The organism is Nocardiopsis sp. NPDC055879 (genome assembly GCF_053615935.1).
Genome location: NZ_JBSHCT010000009.1, coordinates 156,697 through 171,770, shown reverse-complemented (window position 1 = coordinate 171,770; position 15,074 = coordinate 156,697). Strand labels below are relative to the sequence as shown.

Genomic DNA, 15,074 nt, shown 5'->3' with positions numbered 1-15,074 from the left:
CACCCCGCGCGCCGCGCCCCGCCCCCCCCGCCGCGGTGCGGGGCGGCCCGCCGCCCCCCGCCCCGGCCGGGGGGGGCGCCCGCCCCGGCCCCCCCCCCCCCACGCCGCAGACCACCGACGAACGGAGAACCCGCAGTGACTCGCACACCCCAGGCCGCCGCCGAGCAGGCCGCAACCGAATTGCGTGAACGTACCGGTGTGGACGGCTACGACATCGCCCTGGTGATGGGCTCGGGGTGGGCGCCCGCCGCCGACCTGCTCGGCGACGCCGAGCACGAGCTGCCCTCCTCGGAGCTGCACGGTTTCCTGAAACCGGCCGTGGACGGCCACAGCGGCACCATTCGCTCCATCGGTGACGGCGACCGGAACATCCTCGCGTTCTTGGGCCGCACCCACCTGTACGAGGGCCACGGAACCGACTCCGTCGTGCACGGTGTGCGCACCGCCGTCGCCGCCGGGGCCCGCAAGATCGTGCTCACCAACGCCGCGGGCGGCATCAACACCGACTACGCCGTCGGTTCCCCGGTGCTGCTCTCCGACCACATCAACATGACCGCGAAGTCGCCGCTGTCCGGTGCCGACTTCGTCGACCTGAGCCGGACCTACAGCCCCGAACTGCGCGCGATCGCCCATGACGTGGTCCCGGACCTGCGCGAGGGCGTCTACGCGGCCATGCCCGGCCCGCACTTCGAGACGCCCGCCGAGGTCCGCATGCTCCGGGCCCTGGGCGCCGACCTGGTCGGTATGTCCACCGTGCTGGAGGCCATCGCCGCCCGCGCGGCCGGCGCCCAGGTGCTCGGCCTGTCCCTGGTCACCAACATCGCCGCGGGTCTGGAGGGGGCCAACCTCGACCACCAGGAGGTCCTGGCGACCGGACGCGACTCCGCCCAGGCCGTCGGTCGCGTGCTGGCCGACATCGTCGCCAAGGTCTGACCGAACGATCTCGCCCGCGGCACCGCGGGCGAGATCATCGGCACGCCCCACCATCAGCGGCTCCATCCGGAAGGTTCTGCCTTGACCGCCACCGAACTCCTCGCCCGGGCCCGGGACTGGTACGCCCAGGACCCGGACCCCGTCACCCGGGACGAACTGTCCGACCTGATCGTCCGAGCCGAGACCGGGGACGACGCCGCCCTGGCCGACCTGGGGGACCGGTTCGCCACCAAGCTGGAGTTCGGCACGGCCGGTCTGCGCGGTGAGCTCGGGGCCGGGCCCAACCGGATGAACCGGGTGGTGGTCATGCGCGCCGCCGCGGGCATCGCATCCTGGCTGGGGAAGGGCGGCAAGCACGTGGTGATCGGTTACGACGCCCGGTACCGGTCGGCGGACTTCGCCCACGACAGCGCCGCCGTCCTCACCGGGGCCGGTCACCGCGTGTCCTTGCTGGCGGAGCCGTTGCCCACCCCGGTGCTCGCGTACACCCTGCGCGACCTGGGCGCGGACGCGGGGATCGTGGTCACCGCCAGCCACAACCCGCCCAAGGACAACGGCTACAAGGTGTACGTGGGCGGTCCCGGGGACGACGCCGGCAGCCAGATCGTCTCCCCGGTGGACGCAGAGATCTCCGCCGCCATCGACGCGGTCGGTCCCGTGGGCGACCTGCCGTCGGGGCGGGACTGGACGGTGTTGGGACCCGAGGCGCTGGAGCGCTATCTGGACGCGGTCACCGCGCTGCCCCTGGGCCGGGACCGGGACCTGTCGGTGGTCTATACGGCCATGCACGGTGTGGGCGGCCGGGTGCTGGTGGAGGCGGCCCGTCGCGCCGGGTTCGTCGCCCCCACGGTGGTCGCCGAACAGTTCGAACCCGACCCCGCCTTCCCCACGGTGGACTTCCCCAACCCGGAGGAACCCGGCGCCATGGATCTGGCGTTGGCCCTGGGCGAGCGGACCGGCGCGGACCTGATCGTGGCCAACGACCCCGACGCCGACCGGCTCGCCCTGGGGGTCCCCGGATACGGGATGCTCACCGGCAACGAGGTGGGCGGGCTGCTCGCGCGGTACGTCCTCGACCACACCAACGGTGCCGAACGGGTCGTGGCCACCTCCATCGTCTCCTCCAGCCTGCTGGAGAAGATCGCCCGCGCCCGTGGCGTGCACTACGAGGAGACCCTCACCGGGTTCAAGTGGCTGGCCAGGGCCGGCGCGCCGGGACAGCGGCGGGTGTTCTCCTACGAGGAGGCCCTGGGCTACTGCGTGGGCGGCGACACCGGGAGGCCGGTCGCGGACAAGGACGGGATCGGTGCCGCGCTGATGGCGATGGCCCTGGCCGCGACGGCCAAGCGCGAAGGGCGAACCCTCCTGGACCTGATCGACGAGCAGGCCCGCGAGTTCGGCCTGCACCTGAGTGATCAGCTCTCGGTGCGGGTGCGGGACCTGTCGGAGATCTCCGCGGCGATGCGGCGGTTGCGCGCCGAACCGCCCACCGCGTTCGGTCCCTTGAAGGTGTCGGGGGTCGTCGACTTCGCCGGCGGTCACGAGGGGCTGCCGCCGACGGACGCGCTGCGCTTCGAACTCCAGGGCGCGGTGTGGGGGCGGGTCACGCTGCGCCCCTCGGGTACCGAACCCAAGCTGAAGGCCTACGCCGAGGTGGTGTCGGGGGTCGGGGGCGACGTCGCGGCCATCCGCGCGCAGGGCTCGAAGGTGCTGTCCGAGCTGATGGCCTCGGTCGCCGAAGTGGTCAGGGGATGATCGGGGCGGGGTTCACTCCGCGTCCTCGGTGGGTTCGACGACGGGGCGGTGTACGACCTCGTCTATGACGGTGAGGGTCTGGGTCGAGGTGACTCCGGGGAGCGCCTGGAGCCGGGTCAGGATCAGATCGCGCAACTGGTTGGTGTTGGCGACCCGGACGAGCAGGACGATGTCGGCGGATCCGACCACGTACCAGCAGTACTCGATCTCCGGGTAGGAGGAGAGGATCTCCCGGTTGGCGCGCCAGTCGGGCTGGCTGCCGGAGATGAGCACGAGCGCGGTGACGCCCAGACCCATCTTGGAGTGGTCGGTCACCACGGAGTAGCCGCGGATGACGCCTTCATCGGTGAGCCGCTTGATCCGGTTGTAGGCCGTCGCGCGGGAGACGTTGGCCAGTGCGGCGATCTCCGTGATGCCGGTTCGAGCGTCCTTGGCGAGAGCGCTCAGGATGGTCTGGTCGGTCGAGTCCGGCCGCCGGCCGTTCCTGCGCTGGTCGCCCATGGCCATTGCGTGCTCCTCGTGTGCTCTTGTCGTAGTGCTCGGCTCCTTGCTGTCAACGTTGACAGGGAGCTAAGGAAATACCAGGTGAACGTTGTTCTCGTCCATTGAAATCTCAGTCGGCGAGATACGGGCGCGGGTTCGGGCGATGAGGGTCGGGGGACGGGGGATGCGCTCCGGAACTCTTGTGCGAATCACCAAGCGGCGAACGCGTTGGTGGACGATCGACTGTACTCATGGTTGACGCGCGGGATGAGTGGTGGGTTTCCCCCGACTGGTCGGTAACTACACCGCGGTGTCCTGAATCAGACATATTTTCTCGCCGAATCGGCCATTTCGGTGCTATTTGTCGTAACTGTGTGGACATGCAACGACTCCAGTGGGCGGGGTTCCGAAGGTACGGGGCCCGGTGCCGCTCAGGCACCCCTCGTGTTCGGATCGCAACGCGTCGGTGTCCGTTCCGGGGCGAACGGGGTGCCGGCGAGCGATCGTCGGCCGCCGTGTCGGACGGCCCGCGTCACGGGCGGTTGATCATGATTCGTGATGTTTGGCGTAGCGTGTCGTTTTCCGCTTCTCTGGACCTCAAATCTTGGACATCAGCGAACGATTCTGCTTTCAATGTGCTTGAACGTCTCGACTGTTCGGCTGTATCTAGCGGAACCGTCCAGTCGTGCGGAGAATCGAGGGCAGGAACGTGACCACCCCGAGCCCGGTGGCGTGCCACCGCGCGCCCAAAGGCCATGTTGGGAGCCGCTCGCCATGCCACCCCGAGAGTCGACGGGCCAGGACTCCATCACAGTGGAACACCTGTCACCCGAACTCACCCGCGGTCTCTATCGCGACATGCGCACCGCGAGAGACCTGGACACCGAGGCCATCGCCCTGCAACGCCAGGGCGTCTTCCCCGCCTATGTCTCCGTCCGAGGACAGGAGGCCGCACAGGTCGGCGGGGCCACCGCGCTCGATCCCACCCGCGACTTCGTCTTCCCCACCTACCGAGAGATGGCCGCCGCCCTCGCCTACGGAGTCGAGATGGTCGGCTACATGGCCACCCACCGAGCCCTGTGGCACGGCGGCCTATACGACGTCATGGACTCCCGATTCGGCGCCGTCAACGCGGTCGTGGGCGGACCGGTGCCGCACGCCGTCGGCTGGGCGGTCGGCGAAAGACTCCGAGGTGGCGAGGGCGTTGCCATGGCTTACTTCGGCGACGGCGCCAGCTCCGAAGGCGACGTCCACGAGGCCATGAACTTCGCGGGGGTCTTCACGGCGCCCGTCATCTTCTTCTGCCAGAACAACCAGTGGGCGCTGTCGGTGCCCAACCACCGCCAGGTCGCCGGTGGTTCCATCGCGGCGCGCGCCCAGGGCTACGGCATCGAGGGCGTCCTGGTGGACGGCAACGACGTCGGCGCGGTCTACACCGCGACCGCCAAGGCCGTCCAGCGGGCCAGGGAGGGCGGCGGCCCCACCGTCATCGAGGCCCTCACCTACCGGGTCGAACCGCACTCCACCTCCGACGACCCCGGCCGCTACCGGGACGAGGGGGAGGCCGCCCGCTGGCGCGAACGCGATCCCCTCACACTGCTGCGCGCCGCGTTGGTCGAGGCCGGTCACGCCGACGAGGCCGACCTGGACCGGATCGACGCCGAGTCCGCCGAACGGGCCGAGGAGATCCGCGACGGTGTCGCCGAGGCCCCCGAGCCCCACGGCTCCGAACTGTTCACCCACGTGTTCCGGGAGACCACGGAGGAACTCACCCGGCAGCACCGAACCTGGCAGGAAGAGGTCGAGCTGTGACCGAGCTGATCGAGCGCGCCGCCGCCCCGGATCCGCGGGGCGAGGCGGTCGAACTGTCCATGCAGCAGGCCATCAACCGGGCCCTGCGCGTCCTGCTCGCCGAGGACCCGAAGGTGCTCGTCTTCGGTGAGGACGTCGGCGCCCTGGGCGGTGTCTTCCGCGTCACCGACGGGCTTCAGAAGGAGTTCGGGGAGCAGCGTGTCTTCGACACCCCCTTGGCCGAGTCCGCCATCATGGGCATGGCGGTCGGCCTGGCCATGAACGGACTGCGGCCCGTCCCCGAGCTCCAGTTCGACGGTTTCGCCTACCCCGCCATCGACCAGATCGTGAACCAGGTGGCGCGCATGAACTACCGCACCCGCGGCGCCACGCCCATGCCGATCACCCTGCGGCTGCCCTCCTTCGGTGGCATCCAGGCCCCCGAACACCACGGGGAGAGCCTGGAGGCGCTCTTCGCGCACACCCCCGGCCTGAAGGTCGTGGCCCCCTCCGACCCGGGCGAGGCCTACAGCCTGCTGTTGCAGTCGGTGCGCTCCGACGACCCGGTCGTGTACATGGAACCCAAGGCCCGCTACTGGGACCGCCGACCGGTCCGGCTCAGCGAGCCCACCGACCCCATCGGAACCAGTCGGATCGTCCGCCCGGGCCGACACGCCACCCTCGTCGCCTGGGGCGCCATGGTGCACAAGTGCGTGCGGGTGGCCGAACTGGCGGCCGAGGACGGTGTGGAGTTGGAGGTCCTGGACCTTCGCTGGCTCAAGCCCATCGACGCCGCCGGGCTCGTGGCCTCGGTCTCGCGCACCAAGCGCGCCGTGGTCGTCCACGAGGCACCGCTCACCGCGGGGCTCGGAGCGGAGGTCGCCACCCTGATCACCGACGGCTGCTTCCGCGAACTGGCCGCCCCGGTCCAGCGGGTCACCGGCTTCGACGTCCCCTACCCGGCCGGCCCCCTGGAGTCCCAGTACCTGCCGACGATCGACCGCGTCCTGCTCGCGGTCCAGCGAACCCTGGAGTACTAGCCCACATGGCACAAGAGAACATCACCTTCACCCTTCCCGACCTCGGGGAGGGACTGGTCGAGGCGACCGTACTGGAGTGGCAGGTGGCGGTCGGCGACGTGATCGGCCGCAACGACCCGCTGGTCGAGGTGGAGACCACCAAGTCCGCCGTGGTGATCCCCTCGCCCAAGGCCGGACGCGTGGTGGAGCTGCACGCGGAGGAGGAAGGGATCGTTCCCGTCGGCGACCCACTGGTGACCTTCGCGGTGGAGGTGGAGGAGGCACCGCGGGCCGGCATCGTCGGCAAGGTGCCCACCGAGGAGGCGGCACCGCGACGAAGGGTCCGCCTCAAGCCCCCGACGGACTGACCGACCCATCGGTCCCAAGCCCCATCCTCATCGGAGACCCGTTCGGATGTCGACACGAGTGAGAGCCCTTGTCTCGACCATTCACTCAGAGGAACATCTGAATGGGTCTCCGTTCTCTTTGGTGAAATACCCGAACCGGGAAAGGTGCGGAACGATTCATGACAGCGAATCTCGTCGGAGACGTGACAATAAGCTATGCGGATTTGTCGCCGCAGGCACCGAGTGACTCCGTTCCGGTGCTTCTGTTGCACGGTTTCGGAAGCTCCTTCGACATGAATTGGCGGGCCACCGGTTGGCTCCGAACACTGGAGACCGAGGGGCGCCGGGTGATCGGCCCGGACCTGCGCGGCCACGGGGGCAGTGACAAACCCACCGAAAGCGGGCTTTATCTGCCCGAACACTTCGTCGCCGACCTTCTGCGGCTCCTCGACGAGCTCGGCCTGCCGAGCGTCGACGTGGTCGGCTACTCCATGGGGTCCAGGCTTGCCTGGGCGCTCGCGCTCACCGCCCCCGAGCGCGTACGCCGCCTGGTGTTGGGCGGGTTCGGCCCGGTCGACGCGCTGGCCGGCCTGGGCGAGGGCGAACCCGGAACGGGGGACGCCCCCTTCGATCACGTCTTCCGCGCGGTCGGCGGGCTACCCGGCAACGACCCCGAAGCGCTCGCCGCCTGTGCGCGGGGTCAGGCCGCCGATCCCTTCACCGTCGAACCCCGCCCCGAGGGCGTGCCGATCCTGCTGGTGGCCGGGGTCAAGGACACGGTGGCCGAGGGTGTCACCGACCTGGCCGCCTCCTGCGAGGGCGTCTTCGTGGAGATCCCCGGGCGCGACCACGCCAACGCGGTCTCCTCCCGGGTGTTCAAGCAGGCCGCGGTGGACTTCCTCGCCGGCTGAGCGGTCGGGCCCGATATATTGGGTCAGGCCGGTCTAGACCGGCCGGCTTCCACGTGGGTGTGTGACCAAAGGTGAGGGGTGCGGTACAACCGGTCGTAATCTCGTGTTCTGCCAGGGAAGAGGGGGGTCGAAAACCGAGAAAGGCCGAACGGGCGGCCCCTCCCGGAGCGCCCTCGGCAACTTTCGAGTAAGGCCCCGTGTCACTTGGCTCTCGCCTTCATAACAACTCCGACCCTGGGTTAGGTGTACTTTCCGCAACGGGATATCGTCCGGCTGCAGAACTCAGGCCGGTCCCGCGCGGAATGCGGCACCGCTGAGAGGGCGAAGGGGAGAGTTACCCAAGTGAAGCGTAGTAACGCAGCCAAGTTCGCCGCGGTCGCCGCGGCGGGCATGCTGGCACTCACCGCGTGCGACAGCGCGGTCGAAGACGGCGACAACGGCGGTGCCGAAGGCGGAGACGAGACCTCCGAAGTACGCGTGGGCCTGGCCTACGACGTCGGTGGTCGCGGCGACCGTTCCTTCAATGACTCCGCGTTCCGAGGCCTGGAGCAGGCGGCCGAGGAGCTGGGTGTGGAGACCCAGGACTTCGAGCCGTCCGACGGCGAGCCGGACTCCGCCAAGGAGGAGCGTCTGGCCACCATGGCCGATGAGGGCTATGACGTCGTCATCGCGGTCGGGTTCGCCTATGACGCCGCCATCCAGGCGGTCGCGCCCGAGTACCCGGAGGTCCACTTCGCGATCGTGGACTCCGAGATCGATGGGATCGACAACGTCACCAGCCTGGTCTTCGCCGAGGAGCAGGCCTCCTTCCTGGCCGGCGCCGCCGCGGCGTTGACCACCGAGGAGGACCACGTCGGTTTCGTCGGCGGTGTCGAGACCCCGCTGATCCACAAGTTCGAGGCGGGCTTCAGCGCGGGCGTCGAGCACGTGAACGAGGACGTCAACGTCGAGATCGACTACCTGAGCCAGCCGCCGGACATGAGCGGCTTCAGCGACCCGGCCCGTGGCCGTGAGGTCGCCCAGGCCCAGTACGACCGTGGCGCGGACGTCATCTACCACGCCGCCGGCGCCTCCGGCAACGGTGTCCTGGAGTCGGCCGTGGACAACGACTTCACCTTCATCGGTGTCGACAGCGACCAGTACGAGAACGCCGACGACGAGCAGAAGCCGCACGTGCTGACCTCCGCCATCAAGCAGGTCGACCTCTCGGTGTTCGAGCTCATCAAGGCCGCCACCGAGGACAGCGTCGAGGGCGGTATCCAGCGCTTCGACCTCAGTGAGGGCGGTGTGGACTACACCACCACCAACGAAGAGGCGATCGCTCCGCTGCAGGAGGAGCTCGACGAGCTCAAGGAGCAGATCATCGCCGGTGACATCGAGGTTCCCACCGAGCCCTGATGGGCACGGAACCCACCACTGAGCGGGCACCGGGCCCGCGCCGTGATCCACACCGGTCACGAGGAACGGAGCCGGAGGGGGCGCAGACCCCCTTCGGCTCCGCCCGGTAGCCGCACCGCGACGAAGGTGTCCGGACGTGGCCGTACCCCGGCCCGCCCGCGCCCCGCCGCAAGTTCCCCAAGAGGAGTCTGATGAGCAGCACGCCATCGGGCGGCGGGTCGAATGGACCCGCCGCCGTTGAGCTGCGCGGGATCACCAAGCGTTTTCCCGGCGTCGTGGCCAACCACGACATCGACATCACCGTGGCTCCCGGTACCGTGCACGCCATCGTCGGCGAGAACGGGGCGGGTAAGTCCACGTTGATGAAGACCCTGTACGGCATGCACAAGCCGGACGAGGGCACCATCCACGTCAAGGGTCGAGAGGTGCGGTTCCACTCGCCCTCCGACGCGATCAAGAACGGCATCGGCATGGTGCACCAGCACTTCATGCTCGCCGACAACCTGACCGTCCTGGAGAACGTGGTCCTGGGCGCCGAACGCCGTCATGGCATCGGCAACAAGGCCCGTGAACAGATCCGTGCCCTGTCCGGCCAGTACGGTCTCGGGGTCGAACCCGACCGCCTGATGGAGGACCTGGGCGTCGGCGACCGCCAGCGCGTGGAGATCCTCAAGGTCCTCTACCGAGGCGCCGAGACCATCATCCTGGACGAGCCCACCGCGGTCCTGGTCCCGCAGGAGGTCGACGAACTCTTCGACAACCTGCGCGAACTCAAGCGCGAGGGCCTGACCGTCATCTTCATCTCGCACAAGCTCGACGAGGTCCTGTCGGTCGCCGACGAGATCACCGTCATCCGACGCGGCACCACCGTCGCCACCGCGGACCCGCGCACCACCACCGCGCGGGAACTGGCCACACTGATGGTCGGTGGCGAACTGCCCGTCCCCGAGTTGCGCGAGTCCACCGTCACCGATCACGTGGTCCTGTCCCTGGACGGGATCACCGTGACCTCCGCCGACGGCCGCAAGGTCGTGGACGACGTCTCCGTGGACATCCACAAGGGTGAGATCGTCGGCATCGCGGGCGTCGAGGGCAACGGCCAGTCGGAGCTCATCGAGGCCATCATGGGCATGCGTCGGGTCTCCTCCGGCCACATCCGCCTGGAGGAGGACGACGTCACCTCGTGGTCCACGCTGCGCATCCGTGAGGCGGGCGTCGGCTACATCCCCGAGGACCGACACCGCCACGGTGTGCTGTTGGAGTCCCCGCTGTGGGAGAACCGCGTCCTCGGTCACCAGACCCGCGAACCCAGCGTCCGCGGACCCTGGATCAACAGGGCCGGTGCCAGGCAGGACTCCGAGCGCATCGTCGCCGAGTACGACGTGCGCACCCCCGGCATCGACGTCATCGCGGACGCGCTCTCCGGCGGTAACCAGCAGAAGTTCATCATCGGTCGGGAGATGAGCGGGGAACCGCGCTTCCTGGTCGCCGCGCACCCCACCCGGGGCGTGGACGTGGGCGCCCAGTCCGCGATCTGGGAGCAGCTGCGCGAGGCCCGGGCCGACGGCCTGGCCGTGCTGCTGATCTCGGCGGACCTGGACGAGCTGATCGGCATGTCCGACACGCTGCACGTCATCCTGCGGGGCCGTCTGGTGGCCGAGGCCGACCCGACCGACGTCACCCCCGAACAGCTCGGCTCCGCCATGACCGGCGCCGGCCTGCCGGGCGACCGGGAAAGCGATTCCGGTGCGGGCGACCGTACCGGCGAAGAAGAGAACGAGGGCGGCGCATGAGTAAGCTTCCCCGCCCCGACATGACCATGTCCGGGCCCGTGGCCGCCGCGATCGCGGTCGTCCTGGGCGCCGGGGTCACCGCGGGGCTCGACCTGGCGCTGCTGTGGTGGGTGGCGATCATCATCGGCGTGGTGGTGGCCTTCGGCTTCGTGGCCTGGTCCGCCCCACTGGTTTCCAACGCGCGAGACGCCGGATCCGGCGGCGCAGAGGAGGAGGGGACCGCCCTCCACAAGACCCTGGTGGTGCCCACGGCGCTGCTCTTGGCCGTGGTGTCGGGCCTGCTGTCCGCCTGGCTGCTGGACCTGCAACTCCAGGAGTGGGCCGCGGCCCTGATCGGTGCCGCCATCGGCGCGGCGCTGGCGTTCCTGCTGTTCCACCGCCTGTCCACCATGTTGGCGCTGTCCTTCGCCGCGGTGTTCGCCGCGGGGATCCTCGCCATCGCGGTGACCGCGGCGGTGCTGTACTTCAGCGGCATCACGCCGCTGGCCACCTTCGAGCGGATGCTGGAGTACGGCACCAGGCCCAACAGCATGGTGCAGATCATCAACGACGGTGTCACCTACTACCTGGCCGCCGTGGCCGTGGCGATCGGCTTCAAGATGAAGCTGTTCAACATCGGCGTCGACGGTCAGTACCGACTGGCGGCGCTGCTGGCGGCCGCGGTCGGCGGTTACCTGGTCCTGCCGCCGGTGATCAGCCAGTTCGTCGTCATCGTCACCGCGGTCGCGGTCGGTGGCGTGTGGGCGGGCATCGCCGGTTACCTCAAGGTCGCCCGTGGCGTGTCCGAGGTGATCTCCACGATCATGCTCAACTCGATCGCCACCGGCATCACCGCCTACCTCTTGACCGAGGGGCGTCTCGCGGTCGAGATCAGCACCAACAACATCGGTACCCCGCCCATCCCCGAGTCCGGTTGGGTCCCCGGTATCCCGGCGACCTTCCTCGGTTCGGAGCGGGAGATCTTCGGTCTGATCTTCCTCGCCGTCGCGGTCGGCATCGGTTACTGGATCATGCTCAACCGCACCCGGTTCGGCTTCGAGCTGCGGGCCACCGGCCAGTCCAAGACGGCGGCCGAGGCCAGTGGTGTCGACGTCAAGAAGATGGTCTTCCTGTCCATGCTCTTCTCCGGCATGGTCGCGGGACTGGTGGGCCTGCCGCAGCTGCTCGGCAGCTCCCACTACTACGCCCTGGACTTCCCGACCGGGATCGGCTTCATCGGCATCGCCATCGCGCTGCTGGGCCGCAACCACCCGGTGGGCATCGTCTTCGCCTCCCTGTTCTGGGCCTTCCTGAACCAGGCGGCGGGCATCCTGCCCTTCGACGGCATCCCCCAGGAGATCGCGGTCATCGCGCAGGCCACTATCGTCCTCACGGTCGTCGTGGTCTACGAGGTGGTCCACCGCTGGGGCCGTCGCTACGAGCAACAGCAGATCGGCAGGCAGCTCGGTCAGACGATCGAGACCACACCGGAGCCCGCGGCCGTGTCCCACGGCCCGGAGAACGGTTCCGACGAGGGTGACGACAGCGTCCCCGGCCGCTCCAAGGAAGACGGCACCGACGACAAGAGCGGTGGGGAGGCACAGTGAGCCAGGAACTCAACGTGATGGAGTCGGTGACCAAGCGCCGGCCCAAGGGGTGGGCGCGCTGGCGCGTCCTCACCCTGCTGATGGCGGTCTTCGTGTCCCTGGCGGGCCTGCGGGTCATCACCGGCCAGGACATGCTGACCGACGCGGGCACCGTCCGCACCACGCTGACCTTCGCGGTCCCGATCGGTCTGGCCGCCCTCGGTGGTCTGTGGGCCGAACGCGCGGGCATCATCAACATCGGTCTCGAAGGCATGATGATCTTCGGGACCTGGTTCGGGGCCTACTTCGCGTGGAGCTTCGACAACCCGTGGATCGGCCTGCTCGCGGGGACCATGGGCGGCATGCTCGGTGGTCTGATGCACGCGGTGGCCACGGTGACCTTCGCCGTGGACCACATCGTGTCCGGTGTGGCCATCAACATCCTGGCCCTGGGCGCCATGCGCTACATGTCGATCCTGATCTACTCCGACATCCCCGGCGCGGGCGCGGCCCAGTCCCCGGTGGCGCCGTCGTTCCCCACCCTGAACGTTCCGTGGCTGCCCGAGGCCCTCGCCCCCGTCGCCCAGAGTGGGATCTTCCTGGTCAGCGACCTGGCGTCGCTGGTCATCGGGCTCACCACCCGCATGTCCGCGCTCACCCTCATCGCCATCCTGCTGATCCCGATCACCTACCTGGTGCTGTGGAAGACCACCTTCGGTCTGCGGTTGCGGTCGGTGGGCGAGAACCCCGACGCCGCGGAGTCCCTCGGCGTGCCGGTGTACACCCTCAAGTACATCGCCGTGGTCGTCTCCGGTGGCCTGGCCGGTATGGGCGGGGTGTTCCTGGCGATCGTCGCCTCGCAGATCTACCAGGAGGGGCAGACCGGCGGCCGCGGCTACATCGGTCTGGCCGCGATGATCTTCGGTAACTGGCGTCCGGGTGGTCTGGCCATGGGCGCGGGCCTGTTCGGCTACACCGACGCCCTCCAGGTGCGCGGCGGCGGCGCGGCCATCCACGCCCTGTTGCTGCTCCTGGCCGTGGTGCTGCTGGTGGTGGCCGTCTGGCAGGTGCGCAAGGACCGCAAGGGCATCGCCATCGCCGGTTTCCTCACCGCGGTCGTGCTGCTGCTGTGGTACTTCAGCACCGACTCGCTGCCGCGCGAGCTGGCCACCTACAGCCCGCACATCGCCACCCTGTTGGTGTTGTCCCTGGCCTCGCAACGGCTGCGGGCACCCGCCGGGGTGGGCAAGCAATGGAGGGCGAGCCGATCATGAGCGGATCCGAGACGAGCGTGGACTGGGCGGCGCTGAGAGAGATCGCCCGGGAGGCCATGACGCGCGCCTACGCGCCCTACTCGAAGTACCCGGTGGGCGCGGCCGCGCTGGTCGACGACGGCCGGGTCGTGAGCGGCTGCAACGTGGAGAACGCCTCCTACGGCGTGGGCCTGTGCGCCGAATGCGGGCTCGTCAGCGCCCTGCACGCCGGCGGGGGAGGCCGGCTGGTCGCCTTCGCGTGCGTGGACGGACAGGGCGAGGCCCTGATGCCGTGCGGGCGCTGCCGCCAGTTGCTGTACGAACACGGCGGTCCCGAGATGCTCCTGGACACCCCCGAGGGGATCCTCCCCATGGAGCGGGTGCTGCCCCAGGCGTTCGGACCGCACAACCTCACCTGATCAGTCGATCGCAAGGCGTCTCCCCGGCCCCGCCCCGCGTGGCCGGGGAGACGTCATTGGAAGGGACATGACATGGACGTCATCGAGATCATCCGGGCCAAGCGCGACGGGGTGGAGCTCACCCCCGAACAGATCGACTGGGTGATCGCGGCCTACACCCGTGGCGAGATCGCCGAGGAACAGATGTCGGCGCTTGCCATGGCGATCTTCCTCAAGGGGATGAACCGCGCCGAGGTGGCGCGCTGGACCGAGGCCATGTTGGGCTCGGGGGAACGCCTGGACTTCTCCGACCTGGCCCGACCCACCACCGACAAGCACTCCACCGGTGGGGTGGGCGACAAGATCACCCTGCCGCTGACCCCGACCGTGGCGGCCTGTGGGGCGGCCGTGCCTCAGCTCTCCGGACGTGGGCTCGGCCACACCGGCGGCACCCTCGACAAGCTGGAGTCGATCTCGGGGTGGAAGGCGTCGCTGTCCACCGAGGAGATGCGGCGGGTCATCGTCGACACCGGCGGGGTGATCTGCGCGGCCGGTGCCGGACTGGCGCCCGCCGACCGCAAGCTCTACGCCCTGCGCGACGTCACCGGCACCGTCGAGTCCATCCCGCTCATCTCCGCCTCCATCATGAGCAAGAAGCTGGCGGAGGGCACCGGCTCGCTGGTGCTCGACGTCAAGGTGGGATCGGGCGCGTTCATGAAGGACCTGACCGCCGCCACCGAGCTGGCCCGCACCATGGTGGACATCGGTAACGACCACGGGGTGCGTACCGTGGCGCTGCTGACCGACATGGAGAGCCCGCTGGGCCGCCAGGTCGGTAACGCCCTGGAGGTGGCCGAGGCGGTGGAGGTGCTCTCCGGTGGCGGACCGGCCGACGTGGTGGAGCTGACCGTGGCCCTGGCCCGGGAGATGCTCGCCGCCGCGGGGCTCACCCCTGGCGAGAACGGGATCAAGGACCCGGCCGAGGCCCTGCGCGACGGCAGCGCCCTGGAGTCCTGGAAGGACCTGATCCGGGCCCAGGGCGGCGACCCGGACGCGCCCTTGCCCGAGGCCGCGGAGAGCCGCGTGATGCTCGCCCCGGCCACGGGCACGGTCACCCGCCTGGACGCCTACCAGGTCGGCCTGGCCGCCTGGCGACTGGGCGCGGGGCGGGCGCGCAAGGAGGACGCGGTGTCCTTCGGCGCCGGAGTGACCCTGCACGCCAAGCCGGGCGAGGAAGTCGTCGCGGGCGAACCGCTGTTCACCCTGCACACCGACGAGGCCGAGCGCTTCGAGTGGGCCGCCCAGGCGCTGGAGGGCGCCTGCGACATCGGTGGCGCCGACGAGTGGACCCCGAGGCCGCTGGTCATCGACCGCGCGGCCTGAGTCCGGAGCCCGGCCGGGGCCCATGGCGGGCCCCGGCGGATCGGG

Annotated in this window: 13 protein-coding genes; 12 read left to right on the top strand and 1 reads right to left on the bottom strand. The window is 69.5% G+C overall.

Annotated features, from left to right (window positions below; translation table 11 throughout):
* The first annotated feature begins 135 nt into the window (after nt 1-135).
* Together ACWGKS_RS12895 and ACWGKS_RS12890 are read left to right on the top strand one after the other, a co-directional pair.
* A complete protein-coding gene (locus ACWGKS_RS12895) occupies nt 136-933 on the top strand; it encodes a purine-nucleoside phosphorylase (RefSeq protein ID WP_358516322.1) in 798 nt (265 codons plus the stop codon).
* A gap of 81 nt (nt 934-1,014) precedes the next feature.
* Nucleotides 1,015-2,688, top strand: coding sequence for a phospho-sugar mutase (locus tag ACWGKS_RS12890; RefSeq protein ID WP_358516325.1), 1,674 nt, complete (start codon nt 1,015-1,017; stop codon nt 2,686-2,688).
* 12 nt (nt 2,689-2,700) lie between these two features.
* Here the strand turns inward: ACWGKS_RS12890 and ACWGKS_RS12885 are convergent, their stop codons facing one another.
* The gene (locus tag ACWGKS_RS12885; RefSeq protein ID WP_358516327.1) at nt 2,701-3,195 is read right to left on the bottom strand and encodes an Lrp/AsnC family transcriptional regulator; all 495 of its coding nucleotides are present in this window, start codon (nt 3,193-3,195) and stop codon (nt 2,701-2,703) included.
* A 750-nt stretch (nt 3,196-3,945) separates the two neighbouring features.
* On the opposite strand from ACWGKS_RS12885, the gene ACWGKS_RS12880 reads away from it, so the two are divergent.
* The 10 genes from ACWGKS_RS12880 (at nt 3,946) to ACWGKS_RS12835 (ending at nt 15,029) form a co-directional block, all read left to right on the top strand.
* Nucleotides 3,946-4,983 (top strand): thiamine pyrophosphate-dependent dehydrogenase E1 component subunit alpha, encoded by a 1,038-nt coding sequence (locus tag ACWGKS_RS12880; protein ID WP_358510842.1) that lies wholly within the window; start codon nt 3,946-3,948, stop codon nt 4,981-4,983.
* The gene (locus tag ACWGKS_RS12875) at nt 4,980-6,002 is read left to right on the top strand and encodes an alpha-ketoacid dehydrogenase subunit beta (RefSeq protein WP_358510845.1); all 1,023 of its coding nucleotides are present in this window, start codon (nt 4,980-4,982) and stop codon (nt 6,000-6,002) included. The genes ACWGKS_RS12880 and ACWGKS_RS12875 overlap by 4 nt, the downstream gene beginning before the upstream one ends.
* 5 nt (nt 6,003-6,007) lie before the next feature.
* A complete protein-coding gene (locus ACWGKS_RS12870) occupies nt 6,008-6,349 on the top strand; it encodes a biotin/lipoyl-containing protein (protein ID WP_358510848.1) in 342 nt (113 codons plus the stop codon).
* Nucleotides 6,350-6,507: 158 nt separating this feature from the next.
* Nucleotides 6,508-7,239: an alpha/beta fold hydrolase gene (locus tag ACWGKS_RS12865; RefSeq protein WP_358510851.1), complete on the top strand. Its 732-nt coding sequence runs from the start codon at nt 6,508-6,510 to the stop codon at nt 7,237-7,239.
* A 342-nt stretch (nt 7,240-7,581) separates the two neighbouring features.
* A complete protein-coding gene (locus tag ACWGKS_RS12860; protein ID WP_358510853.1) occupies nt 7,582-8,637 on the top strand; it encodes a BMP family lipoprotein in 1,056 nt (351 codons plus the stop codon).
* 191 nt (nt 8,638-8,828) lie between these two features.
* Nucleotides 8,829-10,430 carry an ABC transporter ATP-binding protein gene (locus ACWGKS_RS12855; RefSeq protein WP_358510856.1) on the top strand — a complete coding sequence of 534 codons (1,602 nt, stop codon included), beginning with the start codon at nt 8,829-8,831 and terminating at the stop codon, nt 10,428-10,430.
* On the top strand, nt 10,427-12,016 hold the full coding sequence (locus tag ACWGKS_RS12850) for an ABC transporter permease (protein WP_358510859.1): 1,590 nt from the start codon (nt 10,427-10,429) through the stop codon (nt 12,014-12,016). The genes ACWGKS_RS12855 and ACWGKS_RS12850 overlap by 4 nt, the downstream gene beginning before the upstream one ends.
* Nucleotides 12,013-13,269 (top strand): ABC transporter permease, encoded by a 1,257-nt coding sequence (locus ACWGKS_RS12845; protein ID WP_358510861.1) that lies wholly within the window; start codon nt 12,013-12,015, stop codon nt 13,267-13,269. Before ACWGKS_RS12850 ends, ACWGKS_RS12845 begins: the two co-directional genes overlap by 4 nt.
* Nucleotides 13,248-13,667 (top strand): cytidine deaminase, encoded by a 420-nt coding sequence (locus ACWGKS_RS12840; RefSeq protein ID WP_358510864.1) that lies wholly within the window; start codon nt 13,248-13,250, stop codon nt 13,665-13,667. The genes ACWGKS_RS12845 and ACWGKS_RS12840 overlap by 22 nt, the downstream gene beginning before the upstream one ends.
* A 72-nt stretch (nt 13,668-13,739) precedes the next feature.
* Complete coding sequence (locus tag ACWGKS_RS12835) at nt 13,740-15,029, top strand: thymidine phosphorylase (RefSeq protein ID WP_358510867.1); 1,290 nt, start codon at nt 13,740-13,742, stop codon at nt 15,027-15,029.
* Nucleotides 15,030-15,074 lie beyond the last annotated feature (45 nt).